We start from the raw sequence: 24890 nt of genomic DNA, 5'->3' as shown, positions 1-24890 counted from the left end.
AAATCGACCTCTTTAACACAGGACCAAATCCGTTCTGTGTTAAACAACCCTTCGGTGGTGAGACCCGTCACCGTCGGCGAGGCTTTGGCTGCGAAGGAATTTTCCACGGCGGATGAAGTGGTCTCCGATCTGTGCAAAGAACTGGGCCTGGATTTTATCCGGGACATCCCCGTCAGCGAGATCGCAGTCGACTTGATCCGGGACCTTCCTATCAACTACGCAAAACAGCACAACGTCCTTCCCTACAAGGAAGACGCGGACCTGCTGGTGGTACTGACCAGTAATCCGGTGAACCTCAAAGCCCTGGATGACATGAAGGTGCTGTTCGGAAAGCGCGTGCGCCCTCTGATCACCACCTCCAGCCGTGTTCAGGATGCGATCAATAAAGTTTACGAAAAAAGCACCGCGAATCTTTCGGGTCTGGATGAAATCGCCGAAGAAGATTACGACCTGGATGATCCTATCGTGGATTTGCTTGAGGCCGGCGAAGATGACGCTCCGGTGATCAAGATGGTGAACAGCCTTCTATTCCGTGCGGTGAAAGAAAAAGCGTCTGATATCCACATCGAGCCTTATGAAAAAGACATGGCCGTGCGCTTCCGTACGGACGGTATTTTGTTCGACGTGTTCAAACCACCTAAAAAGCTTCAAAACGCCATCACGTCCCGTATCAAAGTTATGGCCAATCTGAACATCGCCGAAAAGCGTTTGCCCCAGGACGGTCGTATTCCTTTGAAAGTCGGTGGTAAAGATATCGATATTCGTCTGTCTTGCGTCCCTACCACGTTCGGTGAGCGTCTGGTTATGCGTATTCAAGACAGGTCTTCTGTGGTGCGCGAACTGGCGGCTTTGGGCTTCTCTCAGGATAATCTGTCCAAAATGGAAGAGGACATCCTGACCAGATCCTACGGGATCTTCCTGGTTACGGGTCCGACGGGTTCTGGTAAGTCCACCACTTTGTATGGTGCCCTTTCCAAGCTGAATCAGCCTGACGTGAATATCCTGACAGTTGAAGATCCGGTGGAGCAACGTATCCACGGTATCGGTCAGGTGCAAGTGAACTCAAAGATCGGCCTGACTTTCGCAGCCGGCCTTCGTTCCTTCCTTCGTCAAGACCCTGACATCATCATGGTCGGTGAGATTCGTGACTTGGAAACAGCCGAACTGGCGATCCAGGCCTCTTTGACGGGTCACTTGGTTCTATCCACACTGCATACGAATGACTCCGCCGGGGCCTTCCCCCGTCTGATCGACTTCGGGGTTGAGCCGTTCCTGATTGCAACTTCCATCACGGGTGTTATCGCCCAGCGTTTGGTGCGTGTTCTTTGCCCGCACTGTAAAGCCCCGCATGAAGCCACGGATTTCGAAATTCAGCTGCTGGGTATCACTCGCGAAGAAGCCAACAAGGCCAATATCTGCAAAGCAATGGGTTGCAACCACTGCTCGCAGAAAGGTTATTCCGGTCGTACCAATATTGGAGAGTTGATGATCGTAACGGATGACATCCGCTCATTGATCATGCAGCGTAAAGACGGTAATACAATTAAAAGACAAGCAGTTGCCAACGGAATGAGGACCTTCCGTGACCACGGGATTCAAAAAGTCCTTGCGGGTATCACGACAATTGAAGAACTGACCTCCAATACGCAACTGGATATTTAAGCCGGCTTGCCGGGCAGAGCCGAAGCCCCGGCAGGGCGTAGGCTGAAGCAGCTTCGGCTGCTTCAATAAAAACAAAGGCGGCCTCGCCGCCACAATTGAAGAGTCATTAACCAAGGTAACCACGATGCCTATTTTTGAGTACAAAGGCCTGTCGAAAGACGGAAGAAACGTTAAAGGGACCATCGACGCTGAGAACCAGCGTGCGGCCCGCACCAAGCTCAAAAAAGACAATATCTTTGTCATCGACATCAAAGACAAAAAGAAGGTCGATCCAAAAAAGAAATCCGGTCCCCGCGCCACAAAAACTGTTGGCGTCAAAGACCTTTCTTTGATGACCCGTCAGCTGGCGACTTTGATCAAAGCCAACATTCCCTTGGTCGACGCGCTGACAGCCGTTTCTGAACAGGTTGAAAACCCGACGCTGGCAGAAGCTTTGGCCGACTGTAAGAACATGGTCAACGAAGGTTCAACTTTGCATAAAGCGATGTTGAAGTACCCGAACGTTTTCACCACGATCTATGTGTCAATGGTGGAAGCCGGTGAAATGTCAGGAAGCTTGGATGTCATCTTGATGCGTCTGGCGGAATTCACCGAGGCGCAGGCCGATTTGCGCGCTAAAGTCAGCAGTGCCATGACTTATCCGGTGATCATGCTGGTTGTGACGTTTGGTTTGATGGGCTTCTTGTTCATCTTCCTGATTCCGAAAATGGTGACCGTGTTTGAGTCTGCTCCGCAATTGCAGCTTCCGTGGTACACGGTGGCTTTGATTGATGCGTCCCAGTTCGCGGTGAATTACTGGTACTTGATTTTGGGAAGCATGCTGATTGTGTATCTGCTTTTCCGTAACTGGAGAAACACTCCGGCTGGTAAAAACCAGTGGGATGCGATTTCTTTGAAATTACCGCTGATCGGCCCGACGGTTCGCATGGTGGCAGTGTCCCGCTTCACCCGTACTTTGGCAACCCTGCTTAACGGTGGCGTGCCGATGCTGGCTGCGATGGATATTGTCAGAAACGTTGTCGACAATCACGTTCTGGCTAAAGCGATCGATGAAGCCCGCAGCAATATTTCTGAGGGTGAATCTATTGCCGGTCCTTTGAAAAAATCCGGCCAGTTCCCGCCTATCGTGATTCACATGGTGAACATCGGTGAAAAAACCGGCGAGCTGGAAAACATGCTAAGCCAGGTCTCTGACGCCTATGACTTCCAGGTAAAAACCAAATTGGAAGGTCTGACCAGCATCATGGGTCCGATCGTTATCGTTATCATGGGTGCCGCGATCGGTATGATCGTTATGGCCGTCATGGTCCCAATGTTCGAAATGGCGAACGTTGCGGGGTAGAATTTAGCGCAAAAAATAGAAACAAAAAAAAGGAGTCCTTGGGGCTCCTTTTTTTATTCGGAGAATTGCAGATCGTAGGTGGAGCATTGCGAGACGGGGTAAGTCCCTTTTTTTATCCCCTCGATCAAGTGGCGGGCTTCACGCCCCACGGATGAAACATATTTTGGTCCGCGGCACATCACCGCGCTGGACGGACGATAGACCGGCGCTGACGGAGTTGTGTCGTCCACGTATTTCTGCAGTTCTGCGATCTCGGCTTCGCCCCAGAAAGTGACTGCCGTCTTTTCGATCATCACGCCATTGCAGCAATGACTTTTCAGCCCCTGCAACAGATTCACCGGCCCCCAGGTTTTCAATTCCTGCGCCGTCACCGAGGCATTATCAGGCTTGCGCACGGGCGCTGGCTCCGGCCCCTTCCAAACAGACCCACAGCCCGCAAAAACAAATCCTGCCAACAACATCAAGAATGCATTTTTCATTAGCGAGCTCCTTTTTTCAGCTGCTTTGCAGAGGCTTGCACCATCTCAGAAATGTGTCTTAATTCGCCCGCTGCCGTAAAGGTTTCCCGATCCTGCTTATCCATCGCCACCACCTGCAATTGGTCACCCAATGCAGCCAGGCGCAGTTGCAGACTTCCCAGCATGAAGTCACGCTCGTCAGGTTTCATCTTGGCGATCTCGGGTTTGTTTTTAGCATCTTTCAGGTATTCAACCAGAGCAAGCCCCGTTTCGCGCAGATTCTTGCGGGCTTCAGCCCCCAACGCATCCCCTTTGAACAAGGCTTCCTGCACGCAGTTTTCAGCTGCATCCATCCCCTTGAACGTTTCACGAACCTGATCCGGCACATTCTGGTTGTTCTTCAAATAGTTTTCCATGGAATCACAACGGTAAAATGCCACGGCCTGCCCGCATTTAGAGCTTTTGGCATTGATGACATTTTGACGGCATTCCTGCTTGTTGGGGACTTCATAGGTTTTATAAACCTTATCCAGAGTTTGAAGCGCATAAGGGGCCATGCTGCTAAAACCATTTTTTGAATAGGCGATCTTTTCGTCGATATAAATGAAACCATGATATTCGTTGGTCTTACCCACGCCGGCGATCTGACGAATGGCTCCCACATCCCCTGGCTCTTTCTTTTCACCGTCTTTTAGCGCACGGCAAAGAGGCGGACGCATATAGAAATTCATTTCTTCCGGAGTCGAATAACGCATGGAAGGCAAAATATTACTCATCACCAGGGACAAGTTCCAACAGTTCGGACCGTCCACTTCAGGCGTGGCCCCATGATATTTGACCACATGTTCAGGCACACAATCCGTGATATCGAAATTACATGACTCGCCCGGCTGATCCATCACAGAACCAGGGTCACAAGTTTTGCCGGTTTTGGCATTCCTACTCCACTTCGCCAAAGAGGAATAAATACTTTTCCCCTCTTCACAAGCCCCCGACAAAACAAGCCGATCTGATTTCTTAGAAATCTCAAACGCCTGCGCCTGCATCAAAAACAAGAACACGACACCAAATATACTTCTCATCCCAAACTTATCGGCAGCTTCCTTACTCAAAACAAGACAGACAAACGTCCAACCAAAAACCTAAAGTAACCCATAAACTCCCCATCCCAAACTATCCCCATACCTTCACAACCCAGCAAAGGCAGTCCCGACTATTGTCCCATAAAGTCCTCTTGTGATTCGATTAACGAGTCCGGAGAGTTCGCTGTGGGAACCCTGCGCGCCGAGTTCCGCAGACGAGCCTACAAAACGACTCGAAACAAAACGGACACACACGAGCGAGGACTGTCCGAGGCGAGAAGGGTTCCCACAGCGAATTCTCCGGGCGTCGCATAACCGCAGCCAACAGAGCGAAGAATTATTATGTGACATTAGTCCGGCTGCCGCTCTGTCCTTTGATTTTGGGCTAGGTTTTGCTATCCTCAATGTCTGTAAAAAGGAGTAAGTATGTCTCTTCTCAAAAACCGCAAGGGTATGACTCTGATTGAAATCATGATCGTCCTTGCCATCATCGGTGGTATCGCAGCTCTTCTTCTTCCTAACATCACGGGACAATTGGATAAATCCAAAGCCAAAGAGGCTAAGATCCAACTGACACAAATCGTGAACGCCCTTTCCATGTACTACACGGATTGCGGTAAATATCCTCAGACTTTGGAAGGCCTGACAACTGCTGATCCAAACTGCTCCAACTGGGGTCCTCAGCCTTACTACACCAAGAAACTTCAGGATCCATTCGGTCACGATCTGGTTTACGAACTGGAAGGTGGCGAATACTCTTTGAAATCTTTGGGTAAAGACGGCCGCGAAGGTGGTTCTGGCTTTGACAAAGACATCACGCTGGATGATCTGAACTAATTCAGATGCTTGGCAATAAGCGGGGTTTCACTCTCATTGAGATCATGATCGTGCTGGCCATTATGGCCGCCTTGATCACAGTGGGAGCCCCCCGACTTCTCAAAAAAGACGGCAACATCAAGACCGTCGCCCGCAACTTCATCGTTCTTTCCAAAGAAATCCGCAACAAAGCCCGTTTGACCAACTCCACTTACCGCCTGGCCATCAGCATGGAACCGGGAGAGGAAAAGTATTGGCTGGAACGCGCCAGTGGCCCCCAAGCTGTGGATCCTGAAGCCGCGGAAAAAGAAAAAGACCGGGATGAAGAGGATGCTCCTCCTCCACTGTTTCAGATGGACAAGTCCCTGCTGAAAAAAGAAAAAGAGCTTCCCGAGGGCCTGCGTTTTGCCTCGGTTGAAACTGTGAATATGAAATCCCCTATGACTTCCGGGGTGGCCTACATCCATTTCTTCCCAGAGGGCTTTGTGGAAGCCTCTGCTGTGCAGATCACGAATGGAAATAATTTAACTTGGACTCTTGTTTTTAATCCTTTAACGGGTCAAGCTGATATCATTGAGAAAGCTTCTTCGTTAAAGGAAGTCCAGCGGTGAAAAAAAACGGATTCACATTGATTGAAACCATCATGGCGATGGTGATCCTGTCCTCGGGAATTATGCTTTTGGCGAATTCCTGGAGCGGTTCTTTCATGCGTGTCCGCAAGACCCAGCTTTCCACCGAAGTCACAGCTTTGCTTGAAAGAAAAATGGTCGAAGTCGAAATGGAGTACGCCGGAAAACCTCTGGACTCCATCCCCGAAGAAACCGAAGACGACTTTGGCTCTGAGTACCCGCAATACACCTGGAAAATGACCTCCAAAGAATTTGAAGTTCCGGATATTTCAGCGACCCTGACCGCTCAGGCTGGGGGTGCGGATGAAATGGCTTTGACCGTGATGAAGACACTGACAGAGCACCTTTCCAAGTCGGTGAAAGAAGTCAAAGTTACAGTCATTTACAAAGGGGCGAAAAAACCGCTGGAGTTTTCCGCCACCCAGTACTTTGTCGATTATGACAAGGAACTGCCACTGCCTTCGATGCCGGGGATGTGATGATGAAACACAACCGCGGCTTTACCATGATTGAGCTCATGATCACGATCACCATCCTGGGGACACTCACGATGCTGACGGCGCAGGCCATTCAACAGGCCGTGAAGGCCAAGGTCAAACTGCAGGATCAGATCGATGATGTGTCCCGTATGCGCGACGGTTTGCGCCTGCTGGAAAGAGACATCAATCTGGCTTACCACTATCGCGACGTTGAAAAAGAGCTGGAACAGCTGATCAAGAAAAAGAATACAAACAACAATGGCAATCCCGGCGGCGGCACCATCCCTAATGGCGGATTCCCTGGCGGCAACCCCGGCCCGATCACCAATGAAACACAAGACCCGGCAGAACAACGCGAAGTTCCCCGTCGTGATCCTGAGACCCACTTCGTGGGTAACAACGAGTCCATCAATTTCGTGACCATGAACAATGCCCGCACCGTCAGAAACACCAAACAGGCAGACTTTATCGAAGTCGGCTATACCCTGCGCGACTGTAAATCACTGCGCGAAGGTGGCGGCAGTTCCAAATGCCTGTGGCGCCGAAGCTCCCCTTATGTGGACTTGGATGTCACCAAAGGTGGCGACGAAGTGGCTTTGCTTGAAAACGTCAGCGAATTCAAACTGCGCTATATGGGTAAAGGCAAACAAGATTGGGCCAATGACTGGCGCACGGATGCTCAAGGCGATGCAGCGACCAAAGGCAAATTCCCTCAAGCAGTTGAGATCTCTTTGACCGTGGAAAAGAAAACCGCCGGGAAAAGCAAAAAGTATTCAATGCAACTTATCGTCCCTATTCACTTCCCGAACAATCCAGAGGAGGGTGCAAATGCTCAAGGCAATCAAAGCTCTTGGCCGCGAACTCAAGCGCCCAATCAATAATGCCCGAGGCATCGCGCTGATGATCGCGATTGCCTGTATCATGCTGATGATGTGGATTGCGATGGAAGTGTCCTATGATTCCAACGTCGAATATCTGGTGAATTCACAGGGCTTAAACCGCGTGAAAGCATATTATGCCGCTAAATCCGGCATGCAGCTGAGCTTGCTGCGTATCAAGATCTATCAACAGGCCCAGAGCAAATTGGGCGACAAGCTGGGTGACACCAAGATGCTGGATCAAATCTGGCAGTTCCCGTTTGCGTGGCCACTGCCGATCCCGGATGAATTAAGCGCGATCGACAAAGATGCCTTCAAAAAGGCCGTCGCCGATTCCACGATGGACACAAGCTACATTGTGACGATCGAGGATGAAGGATCCAAGATCGACCTGAATGACTTGGCCTCCCCGTCAAAGTCGTTGCAGGAACTGACGAAAAAACAGCTGGTCACCATCTTTGCGCAAAAAATTAAAGAAGACGAAAACTTCCAGCGTGAATACAGCAACGTCCGATTTGACGAACTGGTGAACAACATCGCCGACTGGATGAGCCCGAAGTCCGCTTCGTTAAACGGCGGCGACAAACGCGCCAATTATGCTGAACTGAACCAGGCTTCGCAAAGCGATTACTATCCTCCGAACCGTCCGTTCAGATCTATCGCGGAACTGCACATGGTTCCAGGCATGAACGATGACTTCTATGACCTGCTGGCCCCGCGAGTGACCATTTATGGAATGAAAGGGATCAACCCGAACATCGCCACCCGCGAAGTTCTAAAATCCCTGGACCCGGCCATGACCGACGAAGTGGTCACCGAGATCATCAAACGCCGCGGATCTGAAGAAGAAGGTGGACAGTTCAAATGTGACCAAGGCGGCGGCAGCAGCGATTTCTGGCAATTCGTTCAAGGCAAAGGCATCCGCACGGAAGGAAATCCTGAAGACGTTCCGCTGATCTGCGACAGCGTGATGAACTTTAAAATCCGCAGCACCGGTGAATTCGCCGGCGCCACCCGCGAAATTGTTGCGGTGGTGATGGACTTGCAAAAAACCGCAAGCAAAGTGAAAAAATACGTCGACAAAGACAAAAAGGCTGCAGCCGGTGGCGACCAAAGCAGCGGCAATCCCGACCCCGCCGCCGGAGGCAACCCAAGCGGTAATCCCGGCGGAGGTAACGCCGGCAACAACGCCACACAAATCCCCAAAGGCCCGCCAAGAGTTGTCTATTGGAATGAAAGATAGAAAAATAAAAAACCCCGGCGATGAACCGGGGTTTTTGTTTTTTAAATCTAATCTTTTCTAACTAGTAGCCATAATCAGCGCAACTGCCACGAATCGTTTGTTTGGCAGATTCAACCGCTTCACGCACTTGCGCCACCTCGGCTGCTTTGCTCGGGCAACTAGCCTCTAACAAGTTCGCATAGAACTCATAAAGCTTCGCCGTAGCTTTCGCGTTGTCGCAAACTCCCACACCCTCATTGATCGTCGCAGAATGTTTGTCCATCTCAAGGCCCAAAGCATAGTCATCACAAGCCACTTTCGGAGCTTTGTACTTGCCGATACCATAGCCGCCAGCAGAAGAAGAATTATTCCCACCATTCATCGGTGGCTGCGCCGGATTGGCTGGACGATTTGGATTAGGGTTCGGATCAAATGCCGGAGGACGATCCCCACCCCCACGAGTGTCAGCAATCGGAGGCATGAAATCAGAAACCGGCGCCATCCCTTCAGGATTTTTCCCACCCAAAGCTTTTGCAGCCATCAGCTCTTTGCAAGGTTTGATGGTAGCGCAGGGCTTTAAAGTCTCAATATGCATTGGGGACAAAGCCGCTCCCATACGAAAAACTACCGTGCTTTTGGTTCCTGAGTTTAGAACCACATCATACAAGAAATAGCTGCCAGCGATTTTCTTACCTTGACTATACCGAATCAAATAAGACCACTTGCCATCCTCTTGTCCTTTTTGATTCACATTGGGTACGGTCACATAGCCATACCCTTCTGCATATCCATTTTCACACTTCCCACTCCACGTCACTTTAGGTCCACGCACAATTACACTAGGCTGTTCCAGTTTACATCCATTGGAGGACATCACTTGTTGAGTTGGTTGATTTGCAGCAAGCCAAGAGTTGATCTTCGCACATTGCTGAGCATTGCTATTATTTTTACCATCGCAGTAATCCACGGAATCGGTGCCAGCAATATAGTAATAGTATGTTTGAAGGGAGTTCACATAATAGCTGCCAGGAATAACCGCACCTCGCTGCATTTGAACACCATAAATTTTAACAAAAACACCGTCATACTGCTGAACAGAAACCCAACCAAAACCCTCAGCATTCCCACCCGGACATGCGCCACTCCACATATGCTTATCTTTAGGATTTATATACAACACTGACAGATTCAAGCGGCACCCATCTGAAGTCACAACCGTATGGCCTTTTGAATACTCTGAAACAGGGGTGGTTTTTTTCTTCTTCCCAAACAAAGCATGTGAATTAAACGACACAAGACAGACCAGCACAAAGACGCCAAAAAAACGCATGAAAACCTCAAAAGATTGAATTTGATCCGCGTTTCTACCACTAAATACGTTTCTGTATGATTACATCGAAGAAACCAGCAAAATTTCCAAGGGCCGTCCAATATTTCGACAACCCTCCATCTCTAGCAGTTAACGCAATCCGCCCTCGCTACGAGGGCGAAGCGCGTCACCCAATAACCACCCACACCTCGACCAAAATCCAGCATCCCCATCCCCACCGCGCCTTCCCCAAAGGGGAACAGCCTACATCCCCCGCACCAAGATGCAGGTCTTTTATGCCATTGGCTCTGTGTATAGCTGTTATTGTCGCCCTTCGGTGGCGCATGGATGCGCGAACCGCAGCGAAGCTGCGGCACCGACTGAGCCCGGATGGCGTGGCGACAATAATAGCTATACACAGAGCCAAACGTCGCATAAACTTAGACCAAAGCCAGTTCATGGAGGAATTGCTTTGAAATCTCTCGGCATTGACATCGGATCCAGCAGCATCAAGGTTGTTGAAGTGCAGTCCACTTCAAAGGGCTTTCAAGTAACTCAGTTCATGGAGCATCCACTCGGAATTTCTCCAGGCGCTGATCAGGAGCTTGAAATCCTTGAGTATTTGCGTGACCTCTCCAGTCTTTATGACCCGTCACAAACTCGGTTCAACTTTGCATTGCCACAAAATCGCGTGGCGATTCGAAACAAATTCTTCCCGTTCAATGACCGCATCAAGATCTCCAAATCTCTGGCCTTTGAACTTGAAGAAGATCTGCCATTTTCATCTGACAATGCCATCTTTGACGCTAAAATCATCCGCACGGTAGGTTCCGGCGCGGAAGTTCTGGCGTGTGCGGCTCCAAAAATCCACGTGCAGAATCTAATTCAGCGTGCGCAGGATTCCAACATGGATCCGTTCATCATTTCTTCCGAGGGCACTTCCTTTGCGAACGTGTTCGAACGCTGGAATGAAGCCCCACCCGCTTTGACAGCTCCGGCTTTGGGACTGGAAGAAGAAGTCAGACCCGTTCGTCAGGTCACTATCACTTTGAACATCGGGCACAGCCGCACTTTGGTGTGTGCCTTTGAAGGCAGCTCTTTGATTCAGGTGGGGTCTATTCTTTGGGGCGGTAAAAATATCGCTGACGCCATTGCGAAGAAATACGAAATTCCGTACATCGAAGCGATCAAAGAACTTCAGACCAAAGCATTCATCCTGACCAATAAACAGGGTGCCACTTTCGATCAGGTGACTTTCTCAGACACAATTGCCAAGTGCGTGCGCGAAATGGCGCGGGATCTGCAACTGGCGATTCTGGAAATGAAAAGTGAATTCAATGCCCAGATCAACAGCATCCACCTGACCGGCGGTGTATCTCAGATTCAGAATCTGGGCCCATTCCTGACGCAAGTTCTGGAAGTTCCGGTGAACCGCGTGTCGGTTCTGGATCAGATCCCGAATGTAAACTTCGAACGCTCAGCTTACCATGGCGCAATTTGTGGCGTGGCTTTGGGACTGGCGATTGAAGGCTTCAAAAAACCAAGAAACCCACCTTTGAACTTCCTGCGCGGTGAATTCGCCAAAGAAAATCACCAGCTGAAAATGTTCTGGGAAAAATGGGGCTCGACAATCAAAGTGGCCACAGCGGCTTTGGTGGTTCTGTTTGTGTACTCGTCTTTGCGTGAAAGCTTTGCTTTAAGCCTTGCGGACCGCACTCAGGAAGTGCTGAAGTCCCAAGCCAAGACAGTCGCAGGTCTGAAAGGCCGTGCGGCTTCTGAAAACGGCATTCGCAAGTACATCCGTGACAACAAAAAACGCGCCGCTGATCTTAAAACTCTGGCGAGCGTTGCCAATATGAACTCCGCCCTGGACATCGCCAAAAAGATCAACGATGCGGCTCCGCCGAAGTCCTCGATCACTTTGGACATCCAGCAAATGGCGATTCAGGATGCTCAGGTGACTTTGCAAGGGTATGTGAACTCTCCGCGTGAAATGAGTCTTCTGCAGCAGGCACTGACCAACGTTTCCACGGATGGTCAGGTGAAAAGTGGCCAAAGCACGCTGGGCGCTCTGCCCGGCCGCACCGCTTTTTCATTCAGCTTCAATGTCGATCGCAATGTTGAGAAGGTGACAAGATGAGCAGTTTTGACGATTTAAAAGAAAAACTTGTCAGCGACGCCCGTGTGACCTGGGAACGTATCCAGGAAAGTGGTGCTTACAATCAGCTGCGCGACCGCTATGAAAACATGACTCCGGCCATGCAAAAGCTCACTTTGGTGGGTGGCGTGGCGCTGGTTTCTTTGATCATCCTGTCCATTCCTTATGGCAAATACACTCAGTCCACTGAATACGTCGGCGAATTTGAAAGCAAACGCATGACCATTCGTGAATTGCTGAAGGTCAGCCGTGAATCTTCGGATGTTCCGCAGATTCCCCAGGCGCCAAGCATGGACATGATTCGCAACAACATCGACAATCAGATCAAGGCGGCGAATCTTTTGCCGGAACAGATCAAAGGCACCGAGATTCAGGACAACAATTCCAATCTGGTTCCTAAAAATCTGACAGAAGGTCTTTTGCAGGTCAGCCTTGCAAAACTAAACATCCGTCAGGTGCTGGATCTGGGCTATCAGTTCCAGAGCATCAACCCGAGTGTGAAAATGAAAGACATGGTGATGACCGCCAACCGCGAGGACAACCGCTATTTTGACGTGGTTTACAAGATGGTGGCTTTGGCCGTCCCTGCCGCCCCGGCACCGGAAGCTCCCGAGCCTCCTTCGCGCGGCAACCGCTTCAAACGTAACAACAACAACGACAGCGGAGACGAATAATGGAACAACTTCGTCAGTTGCTGAAATTGATCCGCGAAAGCAAAGGCAAAATCTTTGTCATGGTGGTTTCCGCCCTGGTCTTTGTTTTTCTGCTGTTCCCGTTTGACGACCTGAGTGATTTGATTTCTTCCCAGGTGTCCCGTCTTTCCAATAATTCTGTTTACGTGCAGTTTGAAAAACTAAAAATGAGCCTGTTCCCGCAACCGGGCGTGAAGATGGATCAAGTCTATATTGAATCCATCAGAACTCCGGCGATTTCAGCGACGGAGCTGGTGATCACTCCGTCGGTTCGTGGCCTGATTCAGCAAAAACCTTACGGCCATGTGTCTGCAAAGGGTTTGTTGAAAGGTGACGTCGACGTTCAAGTGGGTAAAGGCAGCAAAACCGAAAACGGTGCTGAACGCCACAAGATCGAAGTCAGCGCGAAAAAGATTTCCCTGCATGATCTGCGCGAAATGGCGAACTTGCCTGTTCTGCTAAAAGGTCAGCTGAATCTGGAGTCCACGGCTTTGGCCGATCTGACTTTCCAGGAACAGCCCGACATTGAAATGAATCTTTCCATCAATCAGTTCGAGCTTCCGCCTTCCAACGTGAACACCCCGATGGGCCCATTGACGTTGCCGGATCTGAAATTGAGCACGGTGGAACTGAAAGGCCGTCTGGCCGCCGGACAGTTCGTGATTGAAACCGGAACCATTGGTAAACCGGGCGATGAACTTTACGGTACTATTAAAGGCAAGATCGGCCTGACGATTGTGAATCGTGGAAACTCTTTCGGTCATCAGATTGGTGCTTATAATATCGAAGTGGATCTTAAAACCAAACGCAGCTTCCAAGAGCGTGCGGCTTTGTTCCTGACGTTCATTGACGGTTATAAAACACCGACCTCCGAAGGCTCCCAGTACAAATTCAAGGTTTCCGCCAGCAATCCTATGATGCCGCCAAGCATCGGCGCCGTGCGTTAATCCGATTATTAGATCCCCCACCAGCCCCGCTTAAATTAACTTGATGCGGGGCTCTGCCTAAATATTGCTCACCCTATTCACAATACAATCCTGAAGCTAAGTCCTTATTGACTTAGCTCCCGTTCTGACAAAAAACGAACTGGTTAATTAATATTTGGAGGGAATATGTCCGGAGTAAATAAAGTTATCCTTGTAGGCCGTTTGGGCGCTGATCCTGAAGTTAAGGCAATCGGCAGTGGCAGCACTGTTGCGCGTTTGAATCTGGCTACAAGTGAGTCATGGGTAAAAGACGGTCAACGCCAAGAGCGCACTGAATGGCACCGTATCACTGTATGGGGCAAATTGGCTGAGATCTGCGGCAAACACCTTTCCAAAGGCCGTCAGGTTTACGTAGAAGGCAAATTGCAAACTCGTCAGTGGGAAGACCAACAAGGTCAAAAACGCTACACGACTGAAATCGTGGCTTCCACAGTTCAATTCCTGGGCGCAGCTGGTGGCGAAAAATCCTCTGGCAACTCTATGGGTAACGACGATTTCAACTTCCAGGATTTCGGTCCGGAGCCTAGCTTCAACTCTAACGACGAAATTCCATTCTAAGGGATGAAAACGGCCCGCCTGCTGCGTTGAATGAGCTTCGTCCTCATCCAGCGTAGCTTAGGCTACGCCTCCTTGCGGGCGAAACTCATCCGCCTTGCATTCAGACCATTTTGATCCCTTAGTGATTTTTGGGATTAGCCTAAAGCCCTGAAGTAATTCGGGGCTTTTTTTTTGCCTTTTAAGTTCTTATAATTAAAGGGCTATGAAAAGTTTCATACTTTCCTCCCTTTTTGTGGTTTTACTCAGCGGTTGTACAATCTACCGTTCGGAGGGTCGTAAGCAGTTTGAATCCGAAGCTCCGGGCAAAGTGGCTGCCGCTTCTTTCCAGCTGATCAGTTGTAAAAAAGAAGGAAAACTTGAGACCTGGTTCAACGAGGAATTCCCTTCTCACACCTACGAACTTGTCCTTTCAGAAAACGATCTGGAGATCTGGCGCACTCACCGCGGTGAAGTGGTCGAAGTCAAAGCTTTGCAAAAAAGCGAAAAGTCGACTCAGTCCTGCATCTATCAGTTCGCCAGCGAGACCGTCTGGACCTTGTACAAAGATCAATTCATCCGTGAACTTGAAAACAACCTGATGACACTGGAATAGAAGAGGTCCCCGAGTGAATTTCAAAAACCAGCTGTGCGCTTTGAGTCTTCTGCTTTGTTTTTCCTCCACAGGCCTTGCCGCATCGGTTTCTGCAGTCAAAGGGCAAAAAGTTCTGATCAATCTGGATGGCGATGCCACCGAGGTGGGTGAAGAATTCTATCTGATCAACCCGTCCACACAAAAACGTTCGGCCATCATTCGCATCAAACAAGTCAAAGGCAGCAAAGCTCTGGGTGAAATCGTGCGTGGTAAAGCCGCTGATGGCTTTACTTTGCAGGCCAAAGCGCCCTCCGCCATGTCCGCTGACGCCCCGGCTGAGACAGGCGAAGAGTCCACCCCCAAGCAAAGCAATGCTACCGGCTATTTGCGCGTCCTGAAGGACTCCTGGGGCGTTTTGGGCGGCTATATGATGAACACCATGGATGCCGACATCACTTATCGCGACAGCTTCGGCATCAGCCAGAAAGCTTCTGCCAGCATGTCCGGCACCGGCTTTGGCTTCGGCGGGTTCTATGACTATGCCCTGAACAACAGCCTGGTGGGCCGCGGCTACGCAGCGATGGAACAATTCAACGTCACGGGCAGCTCAAGCGAAGCAGCTTGTAACAGCAGCACCACGTGTGATGCGAAAATCAACTATCTGTCCCTGTATGGTCTTTTGAAATGGTATCCGATTCAGAACAAATACCGTGTGTGGCTGGGTGGCGGCATGGGCTATCTGCTGGCGCTTTCCAAGTCCTCCACGGCGCTGAACGAATCAGAAATCTCCACCAATCAGGTCTTCACTTTCGGTGGAGGTTTGGACTGGCAGATGGATCGCAAAAACTACATCCCCGTCAGCATCGAATACAATATGTTCCCGGCTTCAGACACTGTGAAAGCCAGCATGATTGTGATCAAAGCCGGCTGGGCTTGGAATCTGTAGTCGAACTTGCAGTCGAATTTGTAAAAATACACCTTAATACGGACACTTAAGCTCCCTTTTTCAGGGCGCTTTTATCAATAGATTCTCATTAGATTTCATAAGTTGCTTTCTGCCCTCTTTGATTTTAGAAACCACGCCAGTTCATAAAACCTCAATTAAGGAGAAAACATGAAAAAATTCGTACTGGCACTTATGATGGTTCTTCCATTCTCTGCACAAGCTAACCAAGATCTGGTTCTTGATGGCGAAAGATGGTTGGCAAAATTCACAGCTTACGTTTGTGACGACGGCAACACTCAAACGGCGACTCCGGTTGATATCTCTTCCCGCAACATCATCTTCACAACTGCTTCTGCAGACTACTCTTTGGACAACATCCTTCTTAAGGCAACTTACACTGAAGGTGACTCCACTTGTAACTACAGCACTTTGATGTTGGCAGACAACGCATTGTGGACTGTAGCTTTGACTGATTCCAAAGCTTACGCAACTTCCGGCACTTCTGACTGCTCTGCTGGTAAAGCTTACCTTGATCAATTGCTGGCTAAAAACGACTACAAATACCTTCACGGTCGCGTAGCTGTTTACGTTCCAGTTTCTGACGCTCAAGACCTGTGCGATTCCGACAAAGTTGGTATCCACATCCAAGTTACTGGCCGCGTAAAGTAATTTTACCGTCCCATTGATTGGTAAATTTGAAAAACTCCCATACCTAAACGGATGGGAGTTTTTTTATTTCTAAGCCCCCCTCACAAAGACCCTCCAATATTTTCTCAATACGCTTCCATTGAGTCACAGAACTTGCCCCCTCTGGCGCCCCATATTAAAACCAACCGACCCTAAATGACTCTTATTCGCAGGAAGTTTTGTGAACGGACGGTTTTTTAAATTTCTCTATAAAATCCACATATATGTGGGCATTTTTGTCGCCGTCCACCTGTTCGTTTTGATCCTGACCGGGACCATCCTGATCCTGAAGGACGAAATCGAAGGCAACGCTGGCGACGGCGAAGAACACCACGCAGAAGTCGTTCCGGCGATGGATGCGCACCTGGAAAAAATCCTGCTGAAATACCCAGGCGACCGCCCACAGTCCTTCAACGTTGAAGAGGCCGATCACGACGTCGCACAACTGCGCATGGGTAACAACGGTTCAAAACTTTTCCGCGAATCCCACCGCGTGTATTTCAACGTGCACACAGGCGAAGAGGTTGCTGCACCGAAAAAATCTGATGGCGTGATGGACTTCATCCTGCGTCTGCATCGTGAGTTTCTGCTGGGTTCCAACGGCAAGCTGTATGTCGGTTTGATCGGTGTGCTGTATGCCTTCACTTTGATTTCCGGATTCTTCATCTATGGAAACTTTGCGCGCAAAACAAACTTCGGGGAAGTCCGTCGCGGCTCCACCCGCGCGACCATGGGTGACTTGCACCGCTTTATCGGCATGACCGCTTTTGCCTGGAGCTTGATGATCGGCGTGACCGGATCTTTCCTGGGCTTTTCTTCCACGCTGATCAAGGTCTTCCAGTACAGCGAACTGCAAAAGCTGAATGTTCAGTACCCGACAGCTCCGCAGGCTCCACTGGCGTCGTTGGACAAGGTGATCGCGTCTGCGCAAAAAGCTCTGCCGGAATCGACTTTTGATTTTATGGTGTTCCCCGACACGCAATTTTCACCTCCGGGTCACTTCATGGTGCTGATGCATGGAAACACTCCGATGACCGAGCGCCTGGTGGAGTTGGTCATTATCGATGGCGTCACGGGTGAGCTGACCGAAGTGCGTGAGCTTCCGTGGTATCTGAAAGTCGCCATGCTGTCAGAACCTTTGCATTTCGGAAATTACGGCGGCTTGTTCCTGAAAATTTTGTGGGTGATCCTGTCCGTGGCCTCTTTGGTGATGCCGGTGTCAGGCATTTACATCTGGTGGAACCGTCGCCGCAAAAAAGCACCCGCCGCTTCTGCCAAAGCCACTTCGGTGCAGCCTTGGAAAGGTGCCTTGTTTAAAAGAATCTACACCGTACCGGTGATCCTGTCCGTGTTTTCAACCGCGGCTGTTATCGGCAGCTTCCTGGTTCAAGGGGCACTGAACACAATTTTTGTTGCTGCTCTTGTTGTCCCGGTGTCCATCGTCGTTTACTTCCTGATCTCGTGGTTGAAAAAGGGAGCTCAATGAAGAAGCTGAGCGCCCTGGGACATTTAAACACCACCACTTTCAGTGCCATCCAGATGATGACGTTCACCCTGATTCCGTTCATCGCGGAAAAAGGGGCTTTGAGCATTTCATCTGTGGTCTTGAGTTTCAGTGTGGGCAGTTTTTTGTTCCTGTGGTCCAGCCCCTTCTGGGCATCCCGCAGTGATTCCTGGGGCCGCATGAAGGTCTTGTCCGTCGGCATGCTGGGACTGTTTCTTTCCACCGCTATTCTGACCGTTGTGCTGATGTCACCGGGTGCTCACTGGGTGAATGAGCTTGCCGTATGGGGCAGCCGCCTGCTTTACGGCCTGACGGCCGCTGCGATCGTGCCGGTGTCCCAGGCTTTGCAGATTGATCAGCACCCGGAACAAACTCCTTTGAAATCCATGTTGTCCAATTCCATGAGCCTGAATGTCGGCCGCGCCTTGGGACCGCTGTATCTGCTTTTGGGTGGTGGATCTAACATGCTTCTGGTTTTGCAAAGCACGACGGCGTGGGCGTTGGTAGTATTGGGCTTAAATCTATTTGGCATCACTCAATCAGAAGCTCCGAAGACCACAAAAACCGAGCGCATTTCTTTAAGTGAATGGAAGTCCGCCCTGCGCCATATCTCTGACATCTTTTCGTTGGCGATCTTGTTCACAAGCTTCGTTGGCATTTTGAATTTCTCGTTGGCTTCGATCTTGAAAAAATCTTTCGACCTGACTTCGGTGGATTCCAGCGTCCTGATGGCAAAATTGCTTTTGGTCAGTGCGATCCTGGCCGTCATCACTCAAGCCCTGGGTAAAGTGCTTTTCAAAAATCCATGGCAAGGCGCCATGATCGTGGGGGTTGCCACCTTGTTGGGGGCAAGCCTGATTCTGGGTCATCTGGGTGACTGGTCCCAGCTGTGGATCGCAATTGTTCTGTTGTCTGTGGGGCTGTCCCTGATTCCACCGTGCTATATGGCTTTGATGGCCACACGCGGACCTGAGATGCAGTTTGGCCGTCGTGCCGGGCTTGCAGCGGCTGCCAACACTTTGGGTTACACCTTGGGTGGTGGTTTGGCAGCTTTGACTTTTAAAATGGATCTTTTCGGCATTGAAAGTGTGATGACCGCGTTGGTTGTGGTCATGGCTCTGAACATTGCCCTTCTTTACAGACGTCGCGAGGCGGTCTATGCATAATTTTAACGAACTGGCTTTGAAACACACGGTGTCTTGCTTTATGAATTCCCTGTTCAGGGAGTATCAGAATTTTTCATTTGAAGCAGGAACAACCCCGGAAAAGACGGACGTCATTTCTGTGGATCTTAAAAACGGCTTTGAGATTCTGATTCCGCTGAACAAAAAATCCCTGCTGGGTCGCCACGAATATGTGGGCACATTCTATCTGCGTCAGGGTTCCGAACTGAAATCGGTTGATTTCAACCACGCCGTGAACGAGCTTTTGACTTTCTTGTGCAAACACTGGGAACTGGAACTTTCCAAAAAAGACCTGTTCATGGGACGCCTGGAAAACAGCCTGCACAATATGGAGCTTTCCCTGAAAGCCCGTGAAAAAGATATTGAGCACATCTATTCCGGCAAGGTCAGTTTCATCGAAGCCGAACAGGGCCTGATGATTGGTCACAACTTCCACCCGTATCCAAAAATGCGCGAAGGTTTTGATGATCGTGATTTCGGGATTTACTCACCAGAAATGGGCGGTCACTTCCCGCTGCACTGGTTCTTTGTAAAACCCGAAGTCCTGCACGTGCAAACGGCCGAAACTTTTGCCTCCAAGAACTGGACAACTCGTTTGTTCCAAGCCGAAGGTTCCGAAACTGTACCAGAAGGCTTTATCCCCTTCCCGGTACATCCCTGGCAGCGTCAGCATCTTCTAAAGCACCCGGCAATTCAGTCGTACGCTGAACAAGGACTGATTGTGGATGGCGGCGCGGTTTCCAATGAAAGCTGGCACCCGACGTCTTCTTTGCGCTCTATCTACGGAGCACACAGCCCGTACATGCTGAAGTTTTCTTTGACCGTGCGACTGACCAATTCCATCCGTCACCTGACGGACGTGGAAGTCGTGCGCGGCCTGCAGGTCTACGATGTGATGTCGACCCCCGTCGGAAAGAAATTCCTGAACGACAACCCCCAATTTGAAGTGATCTTTGAACCGGCCTTCGCTGCTTTAAAAACCGCTGACGGCAAAGTCATCAACGAAAGCATCGTGGTCTGCCGTGAAAATCCATTCCAACAAGAGATTCCCGGCGAAGAAAACATCGTGGTTTCCACCCTGGCCCAGGACAATCCGCTGGGTGGCGACACCCTGATCTGGAAGCAGGTGCAGAACCTTGCCAAGTCCAGTGGTAAAAACCTGAAAGACGCCAGCCGCGAGTGGTTTAAACACTATATGCAGGTGGCGCTTCAGCCGTTTATCACGGCACAAAGCCAATACGGTATTTTGCTGGGCGCGCATCAGCAGAATATGATCCTGCGTATCTCAAATAATCTGCCAGTCAAAGCTTACTTCCGCGATTGTCAGGGTACGGGCTACAGTGAACACGGCTACAGTCTTTATCACAAAGACGTGGCAAGCCTGACCCGTGAAAACGGCAACATCCTGGACAACAAGGGCAATATTCTTTTTGCTTACTATCTGTTGGTGAATTCAACCTGGAATATTCTGGCGGCCCTTTCACACCCTGAAGGAGCCAGCGAAGCACAGTTGACTGCCGACATGAATGATTTCATCAAAGGTCTGTACAAACCAAATCTGCCGGACACAAGTTTCCTGGATTATGTGACCAAAGATGCGCGCATCTGGCAAAAAGGTAATTTCATTTGCAGTCTGCAAAGCTTGAATGAAAACACTGTGGCGAACCCGTTAGCTATTTATAATTTGATCGACAGCCCTATTTCTTTCTCTGGAGCCCTGTCATGAACATCCAATTCTCCACTTATGCCTGCGCCACTGGTCAGGCTTTTAACGTACAAATCGAAGGCACAACAGGCCTTCTGAAAACGGACAAAGTTCAAGTTCCTTTCAAAGTTTCTGTCGACGGCGACAAAGCCACCCTGACTGCCGAAACGGCTTCGGCTGTGGAATCTTTGGCGATTCTGGAAGCGCTCTTTAACAAAAACACTTCTTTGCAGTCAGCGACTGTGACCAACTCCAACCCGGAACTGCAAACCCTGGTGGGTGCGACGGCGTCTCCGTTTGCAGTTTCCCGTGATGATTTCTTCCAACTGCGCCCTATCTGGGTTCACAGCGGATTGACAGCGTTGACTCCGGAAAAATGGACCGTCACCAAAGAAGTAGCTCACCCGGTTCGTCCAGCTATTTCAGAAGGTCAGATTCTTTACCGCCGCACACTGGCTGACGGCAAAGTTTTGACTTTCCGAGTGGCGCATATCGAAAAAGATCTGGATATTTTCCACGAATGGCACAATCAGCCGCGCGTTTTGAAATTCTGGGAGCTGGACAAACCCAAAGAAGAACTGCGTGATTACCTTGCAAAGGGTCTGAAAGACGGCCACCAGTTCCCGACGATTCTGGAATTCGACGGCGCACCTGTAGGTTACTTTGAAATGTACTGGACCAAAGAAGACCGCCTGGGTCCTTACTATGATTCTGAAGCCTTTGACCGTGGTTTCCACTTCCTGATTGGCGATGTCAGCGTGCTGGGATTTGCCAACACCGATGCCATCTTGAAATCCGTCTGCCATTACCTGTTCCTGGAAGAGCCTCGCACACGCAAAATCATGGCCGAACCACGTTCAGACAACGTCAATGTTCTGAAGTATCTGGAAACATTTACGGCGTGGAAGAAACTCAAAGAATTCGACTTCCCTCACAAACGGGCGGCCTTGCTGGAATGCCGTCGTGAAGCTTTCTTCGGGGGACGTTACCTATGAGTTCTTTGGCCGACTGGAAAGACATCAATCTGCAGATGATCGCAAAAGGTCTGCAGGAACTCACCTATGAACAGGTGATCAACCCCGTGGCCACAACCACGCGGGATGAGTCCGTCGTCGGCCCTTATGAACTGACCTTGGCTAATCAGACCGTTTACAAATTCAGCGCTTGGCGCGGTCTTTGGACAGATCTGAAAGTCGATTCCACATCCATCACCCGCAATGGTGTTGCCGCAGAAAGTGCGGGACAGTTCTTTATCGACTGCCAGCAAGAAACCGGCATGGATGACATCATCCTGGCGAACTTTCTGGAAGAAATGCACAACACCCTTTACGCAGACTTGCGTGTGCTGGAGCTGAACCGTCAGGTGTCTTCAGACGACATGACCGCATTCAGTGGCGAAAAAGTTCAGACCTTGTTGAAAGGTCACCCTAAGATATTACTGAATAAAGGCCGCATCGGCTGGAGTGCCGCAGATCAGGATCTGTATGGCCCGGAAAACGCCAAACCCGTTCAGTTTTACTGGGTGGCGGTTCGCAAAAACCAAACCCTGGAAGGACTGGATGCCCCTCTTTCCTGGGACGCGATTTTGAACGAATGTCTTTCGGACAAAACAGCTTTTGAAAAGCAGCTGGCTGCTAAAAATGTCTCAAAGTCTGAGTACCACTTTGTCCCGGTTCATCCGTGGCAGTGGGAACGCTATATCAAAATTCAATACGGAACGGATCTGGCCTGTGGCCACATTCACTTCCTGGGGGCCTTTGGGGATCAGTACCTGCCACAGATCAGTCTGCGCACGTTCAGCAACATCACCCGCCCCGGCAAGCTTGATATCAAGCTGCCGATCACGATTCTGAACACGTCCGCCATTCGCGGAATCCCGGGCAAGTACATGAAGCAAGGCCCGGCATTAAGCACCGCTCTGACCGAGCTTTGCCAAAAAGACAGCATCCTAGCAGGTGTGACCGTGCTTGAAGAAAAAGCCGGCCTGTCCGTCGGTCATGGCTTGTATAGCCAGATTCAGCAGGCCCCTTACCGCTACAACGAGCTGTTGGGAGCATTGTGGCGCCAAAGTCCGGACTTCCACCTTGCTGAGGGCGAAACCGCGATTATCGCGGGCAGTCTGTTTCATCGCGATGCCAAGGGGCAGTCCCTATTGGGGGCTTACGCCAAGGCCTCAGGATTGGATATTGGCCAGTGGCTTTCCCAGTACTTTGAAAAGGTCTTTATCCCGCTTTACCACCTGCAGGCCCGCTATGGGATCGGCCTGGTGGCCCATGGACAGAACGTGGTCATCCGTCTGAAAAACTCCACACCCGTTGGAGTCTTCCTGAAAGATTTTCAGGGGGATCTGCGCCTGAGTGATGACTCCAGCTCTCTTTCCGGCTTCGATCTGACCCGTTTACCGAGACATTATCTGATTCATGATCTTTTGACTGGTCATTTAGTAACGGTGTTACGTTTTATCTCTGAAACTTTGCAAGAATGCGATACATATCCCGAGATTGAATTCTATGCCGTTTTGGGTAGGACCTTAGAGTCTTATCTGGCTAAAAATCCGGAGATCAGAGCTTTGAACTATTTTGGCAAAATCGACCTTCTTCAGGACACTTTCCACCGCGTATTGGTGAACAAAGTCCGCTTCAAAATCGGCTATGCGGATTCTGCCGAGCGCCCATTGCCAATTCTGGGTGAAGATCTGAAAAATCCAGTGGCTTTGGCTCTGAAAAAGGGGCGCGTATGAACGAAAACAAACACTATGATCTGATCGGTATCGGCATTGGTTTGTTCAACCTGAGTCTGGCCGCTTTGCTAAGCAAAACCCCGAATGTGAAATTCCGCTTCTTTGATCGCAAGCACCGCTTTGACTGGCACTCTGAAATTATGTTCGCGGATTCTGAGATGCAGACGTCCTACATGAAGGATCTGGTGACGGCTGCGGATCCCACGAACCCATTCAGCTTCATGAACTTCCTGGTTCAAAAGGGTTTGTTCTATGCGTTCCTGAACACAGGACGCCAGACGATCACCCGTCGTGAATTTGAAATGTACTGCCAGTGGGTCAGCCAGAATATGCCTGATCACCTGAGCTTTGACAGCGACATCGAGTCCGTCACCTATGACGGCAGCAAGTTCGTACTGACTATCAACGGTGAAACATTCACGGCCACGAACATCTGTATCGGTACGGGCCTTGTCCCGCACCTGCCAGAGTTTGCACAAGATCTGGAAGGCCCGGATGTCTTCCACGCCAAATCCAGCTATCTGAAACTGCTTGATGCCACCAACAAAGATGTTGTTGTCGTGGGTGGTGGTCAAACCGGCCTTGAAATCTTCCGCAACTGCCTTCAGGGGAAATGGGGCAACCCAAGAAGCCTGAAACTGATTGCCAGCCGTCCGAATCTGGAGCCGCTGGATAACTCCCCGTTCGTGAATGAATACTTCACACCGTCTTACGTGAAGGAATTCCTGCAACTGGGTCAGGATCAGAAAGATCCTATCGTGAAATATCAAAAACTGGCCAGCGACGGGAACACTCCAGAGTATCTGGAAACTTTGTACCGAGAGCTTTACCAGCTAAAACATGTCTGGGGCGACAAACGCGAAATCGAGATTCTGCCGTTCCGTCGTGTGACTGAAATGGCGAAAATCGGTGATCGTTATAAACTGCACATCCAAAATGGCTTCAACGGACAATCTGAAACGGCTGCGGCTGACGCTGTGGTTCTAAGCACGGGCTTCCGTGTGAACATCCCGGCTTTGATTGATCCTCTGCGCCCGATGATTAATTTTGATCAGGATGGCCGCTTCCAGATGAATCAGGACTTCCAGGTTTCCTGGCAGGGCTCTGCGCAGAACAAAATCTTTGCCCTGAACTTCAGCCGTCATGGTCACGGAATTTCCGAACCGCAGACCAGTCTGATGGCCTGGAGATCCGCGCGCATCATCAATAATCTGACACAAAAAAGCATCTTCCCTATCGAGAAGGCTGTTCCCAATTTTATTACCTACATCTAGAGAGAAAC

The 24890-nt window shown here is 50.1% G+C and carries 23 protein-coding genes; 20 read left to right on the top strand and 3 right to left on the bottom strand.

The window, feature by feature from the left end; genetic code table 11:
* Positions 1-36: 36 nt before the first annotated feature.
* Together gspE and gspF are read left to right on the top strand one after the other, a co-directional pair.
* The gene (gene gspE / locus BDT_RS08010) at positions 37-1662 is read left to right on the top strand and encodes a type II secretion system ATPase GspE (RefSeq protein WP_235046311.1); all 1626 of its coding nucleotides are present in this window, start codon (positions 37-39) and stop codon (positions 1660-1662) included.
* Positions 1663-1786: 124 nt separating this feature from the next.
* Positions 1787-3004, top strand: a complete 1218-nt coding sequence (gene gspF, locus BDT_RS08005; RefSeq protein ID WP_015090737.1) for a type II secretion system inner membrane protein GspF — start codon at positions 1787-1789, stop codon at positions 3002-3004.
* A gap of 53 nt (positions 3005-3057) precedes the next feature.
* Here the strand turns inward: gspF and BDT_RS08000 are convergent, their stop codons facing one another.
* Positions 3058-3483, bottom strand: coding sequence for a hypothetical protein (locus BDT_RS08000; protein ID WP_015090736.1), 426 nt, complete (start codon positions 3481-3483; stop codon positions 3058-3060).
* Positions 3483-4544 (bottom strand): hypothetical protein, encoded by a 1062-nt coding sequence (locus tag BDT_RS07995; RefSeq protein ID WP_080602361.1) that lies wholly within the window; start codon positions 4542-4544, stop codon positions 3483-3485. The genes BDT_RS08000 and BDT_RS07995 overlap by 1 nt, the downstream gene beginning before the upstream one ends.
* Before the next feature lie 426 nt (positions 4545-4970).
* Here BDT_RS07995 and gspG point away from each other — a divergent pair, with 426 nt between their 5' ends.
* Genes gspG through BDT_RS07970 form a run of 5 tightly spaced genes read left to right on the top strand, consistent with a single transcriptional unit; the run spans position 4971 to position 8589 of the window.
* Positions 4971-5381 (top strand): type II secretion system major pseudopilin GspG, encoded by a 411-nt coding sequence (gene gspG, locus BDT_RS07990; RefSeq protein WP_011164071.1) that lies wholly within the window; start codon positions 4971-4973, stop codon positions 5379-5381.
* A 5-nt stretch (positions 5382-5386) separates the two neighbouring features.
* A complete protein-coding gene (locus BDT_RS07985; protein ID WP_015090733.1) occupies positions 5387-5971 on the top strand; it encodes a pilus assembly FimT family protein in 585 nt (194 codons plus the stop codon).
* Positions 5968-6468, top strand: coding sequence for a type II secretion system protein (locus tag BDT_RS07980; protein ID WP_011164069.1), 501 nt, complete (start codon positions 5968-5970; stop codon positions 6466-6468). Before BDT_RS07985 ends, BDT_RS07980 begins: the two co-directional genes overlap by 4 nt.
* Positions 6468-7349: a type II secretion system protein GspJ gene (locus tag BDT_RS07975; RefSeq protein WP_015090732.1), complete on the top strand. Its 882-nt coding sequence runs from the start codon at positions 6468-6470 to the stop codon at positions 7347-7349. The genes BDT_RS07980 and BDT_RS07975 overlap by 1 nt, the downstream gene beginning before the upstream one ends.
* A complete protein-coding gene (locus BDT_RS07970; RefSeq protein ID WP_235046310.1) occupies positions 7297-8589 on the top strand; it encodes a general secretion pathway protein GspK in 1293 nt (430 codons plus the stop codon). The genes BDT_RS07975 and BDT_RS07970 overlap by 53 nt, the downstream gene beginning before the upstream one ends.
* A gap of 61 nt (positions 8590-8650) precedes the next feature.
* Here BDT_RS07970 and BDT_RS07965 read toward each other — a convergent pair whose 3' ends face one another.
* Positions 8651-9898, bottom strand: a complete 1248-nt coding sequence (locus BDT_RS07965; protein ID WP_015090730.1) for a hypothetical protein — start codon at positions 9896-9898, stop codon at positions 8651-8653.
* A gap of 451 nt (positions 9899-10349) precedes the next feature.
* Between BDT_RS07965 and pilM the strand changes: the two genes are divergently transcribed.
* From pilM to BDT_RS07895, 13 genes are all read left to right on the top strand, one after another.
* Positions 10350-12017 (top strand): pilus assembly protein PilM, encoded by a 1668-nt coding sequence (gene pilM / locus BDT_RS07955; RefSeq protein ID WP_015090729.1) that lies wholly within the window; start codon positions 10350-10352, stop codon positions 12015-12017.
* Positions 12014-12709, top strand: a complete 696-nt coding sequence (locus BDT_RS07950; RefSeq protein WP_015090728.1) for a hypothetical protein — start codon at positions 12014-12016, stop codon at positions 12707-12709. Before pilM ends, BDT_RS07950 begins: the two co-directional genes overlap by 4 nt.
* Positions 12709-13674, top strand: coding sequence for a type II secretion system protein GspN (gene gspN / locus BDT_RS07945; RefSeq protein WP_015090727.1), 966 nt, complete (start codon positions 12709-12711; stop codon positions 13672-13674). The genes BDT_RS07950 and gspN overlap by 1 nt, the downstream gene beginning before the upstream one ends.
* A gap of 165 nt (positions 13675-13839) precedes the next feature.
* Complete coding sequence (locus BDT_RS07940; RefSeq protein ID WP_011164062.1) at positions 13840-14271, top strand: single-stranded DNA-binding protein; 432 nt, start codon at positions 13840-13842, stop codon at positions 14269-14271.
* A 202-nt stretch (positions 14272-14473) separates the two neighbouring features.
* Positions 14474-14863, top strand: a complete 390-nt coding sequence (locus BDT_RS07935) for a hypothetical protein (RefSeq protein ID WP_015090726.1) — start codon at positions 14474-14476, stop codon at positions 14861-14863.
* 13 nt (positions 14864-14876) lie between these two features.
* Positions 14877-15788 carry an outer membrane beta-barrel protein gene (locus BDT_RS07930; RefSeq protein ID WP_015090725.1) on the top strand — a complete coding sequence of 304 codons (912 nt, stop codon included), beginning with the start codon at positions 14877-14879 and terminating at the stop codon, positions 15786-15788.
* Positions 15789-15956: 168 nt separating this feature from the next.
* Positions 15957-16457, top strand: a complete 501-nt coding sequence (locus tag BDT_RS07925; RefSeq protein ID WP_015090724.1) for a hypothetical protein — start codon at positions 15957-15959, stop codon at positions 16455-16457.
* Positions 16458-16656: 199 nt separating this feature from the next.
* On the top strand, positions 16657-17961 hold the full coding sequence (locus tag BDT_RS07920) for a PepSY-associated TM helix domain-containing protein (protein WP_148278765.1): 1305 nt from the start codon (positions 16657-16659) through the stop codon (positions 17959-17961).
* On the top strand, positions 17958-19145 hold the full coding sequence (locus BDT_RS07915; protein WP_015090722.1) for an MFS transporter: 1188 nt from the start codon (positions 17958-17960) through the stop codon (positions 19143-19145). The genes BDT_RS07920 and BDT_RS07915 overlap by 4 nt, the downstream gene beginning before the upstream one ends.
* Positions 19138-20889, top strand: a complete 1752-nt coding sequence (locus tag BDT_RS07910) for an IucA/IucC family protein (RefSeq protein ID WP_015090721.1) — start codon at positions 19138-19140, stop codon at positions 20887-20889. Before BDT_RS07915 ends, BDT_RS07910 begins: the two co-directional genes overlap by 8 nt.
* Positions 20886-21863, top strand: a complete 978-nt coding sequence (locus BDT_RS07905) for a GNAT family N-acetyltransferase (RefSeq protein ID WP_015090720.1) — start codon at positions 20886-20888, stop codon at positions 21861-21863. The genes BDT_RS07910 and BDT_RS07905 overlap by 4 nt, the downstream gene beginning before the upstream one ends.
* On the top strand, positions 21860-23608 hold the full coding sequence (locus BDT_RS07900) for an IucA/IucC family protein (RefSeq protein WP_015090719.1): 1749 nt from the start codon (positions 21860-21862) through the stop codon (positions 23606-23608). The genes BDT_RS07905 and BDT_RS07900 overlap by 4 nt, the downstream gene beginning before the upstream one ends.
* The gene (locus BDT_RS07895) at positions 23605-24882 is read left to right on the top strand and encodes a lysine N(6)-hydroxylase/L-ornithine N(5)-oxygenase family protein (protein ID WP_015090718.1); all 1278 of its coding nucleotides are present in this window, start codon (positions 23605-23607) and stop codon (positions 24880-24882) included. Before BDT_RS07900 ends, BDT_RS07895 begins: the two co-directional genes overlap by 4 nt.
* The last annotated feature ends 8 nt before the right edge of the window (positions 24883-24890 follow it).

This window comes from Bdellovibrio bacteriovorus str. Tiberius, from assembly GCF_000317895.1.
GTDB classification, from domain to species: domain Bacteria; phylum Bdellovibrionota; class Bdellovibrionia; order Bdellovibrionales; family Bdellovibrionaceae; genus Bdellovibrio; species Bdellovibrio bacteriovorus_F.
The sequence above is the reverse complement of the archived record's forward strand: the minus strand, read 5'-3'. Positions and strand labels throughout refer to the sequence as shown.

What these genes read in the sequence shown, in the direction of transcription:
- gspG (WP_011164071.1), top strand. Translation starts at nt 4,971, where the DNA reads ATGTCTCTTCTCAAAAACCGCAAGGGTATGACTCTGATTGAAATCATG.
- gspF (WP_015090737.1), top strand. Translation starts at nt 1,787, where the DNA reads ATGCCTATTTTTGAGTACAAAGGCCTGTCGAAAGACGGAAGAAACGTT.
- BDT_RS07915 (WP_015090722.1), top strand. Translation starts at nt 17,958, where the DNA reads ATGAAGAAGCTGAGCGCCCTGGGACATTTAAACACCACCACTTTCAGT.
- BDT_RS07950 (WP_015090728.1), top strand. Translation starts at nt 12,014, where the DNA reads ATGAGCAGTTTTGACGATTTAAAAGAAAAACTTGTCAGCGACGCCCGT.
- BDT_RS07935 (WP_015090726.1), top strand. Translation starts at nt 14,474, where the DNA reads ATGAAAAGTTTCATACTTTCCTCCCTTTTTGTGGTTTTACTCAGCGGT.
- BDT_RS07925 (WP_015090724.1), top strand. Translation starts at nt 15,957, where the DNA reads ATGAAAAAATTCGTACTGGCACTTATGATGGTTCTTCCATTCTCTGCA.
- BDT_RS07910 (WP_015090721.1), top strand. Translation starts at nt 19,138, where the DNA reads ATGCATAATTTTAACGAACTGGCTTTGAAACACACGGTGTCTTGCTTT.
- BDT_RS08000 (WP_015090736.1), bottom strand. Translation starts at nt 3,483, where the DNA reads ATGAAAAATGCATTCTTGATGTTGTTGGCAGGATTTGTTTTTGCGGGC.
- BDT_RS07905 (WP_015090720.1), top strand. Translation starts at nt 20,886, where the DNA reads ATGAACATCCAATTCTCCACTTATGCCTGCGCCACTGGTCAGGCTTTT.
- BDT_RS07995 (WP_080602361.1), bottom strand. Translation starts at nt 4,544, where the DNA reads ATGAGAAGTATATTTGGTGTCGTGTTCTTGTTTTTGATGCAGGCGCAG.
- BDT_RS07985 (WP_015090733.1), top strand. Translation starts at nt 5,387, where the DNA reads ATGCTTGGCAATAAGCGGGGTTTCACTCTCATTGAGATCATGATCGTG.
- gspN (WP_015090727.1), top strand. Translation starts at nt 12,709, where the DNA reads ATGGAACAACTTCGTCAGTTGCTGAAATTGATCCGCGAAAGCAAAGGC.
- BDT_RS07975 (WP_015090732.1), top strand. Translation starts at nt 6,468, where the DNA reads ATGATGAAACACAACCGCGGCTTTACCATGATTGAGCTCATGATCACG.
- BDT_RS07965 (WP_015090730.1), bottom strand. Translation starts at nt 9,898, where the DNA reads ATGCGTTTTTTTGGCGTCTTTGTGCTGGTCTGTCTTGTGTCGTTTAAT.
- BDT_RS07900 (WP_015090719.1), top strand. Translation starts at nt 21,860, where the DNA reads ATGAGTTCTTTGGCCGACTGGAAAGACATCAATCTGCAGATGATCGCA.
- BDT_RS07895 (WP_015090718.1), top strand. Translation starts at nt 23,605, where the DNA reads ATGAACGAAAACAAACACTATGATCTGATCGGTATCGGCATTGGTTTG.
- BDT_RS07940 (WP_011164062.1), top strand. Translation starts at nt 13,840, where the DNA reads ATGTCCGGAGTAAATAAAGTTATCCTTGTAGGCCGTTTGGGCGCTGAT.
- BDT_RS07970 (WP_235046310.1), top strand. Translation starts at nt 7,297, where the DNA reads ATGCTCAAGGCAATCAAAGCTCTTGGCCGCGAACTCAAGCGCCCAATC.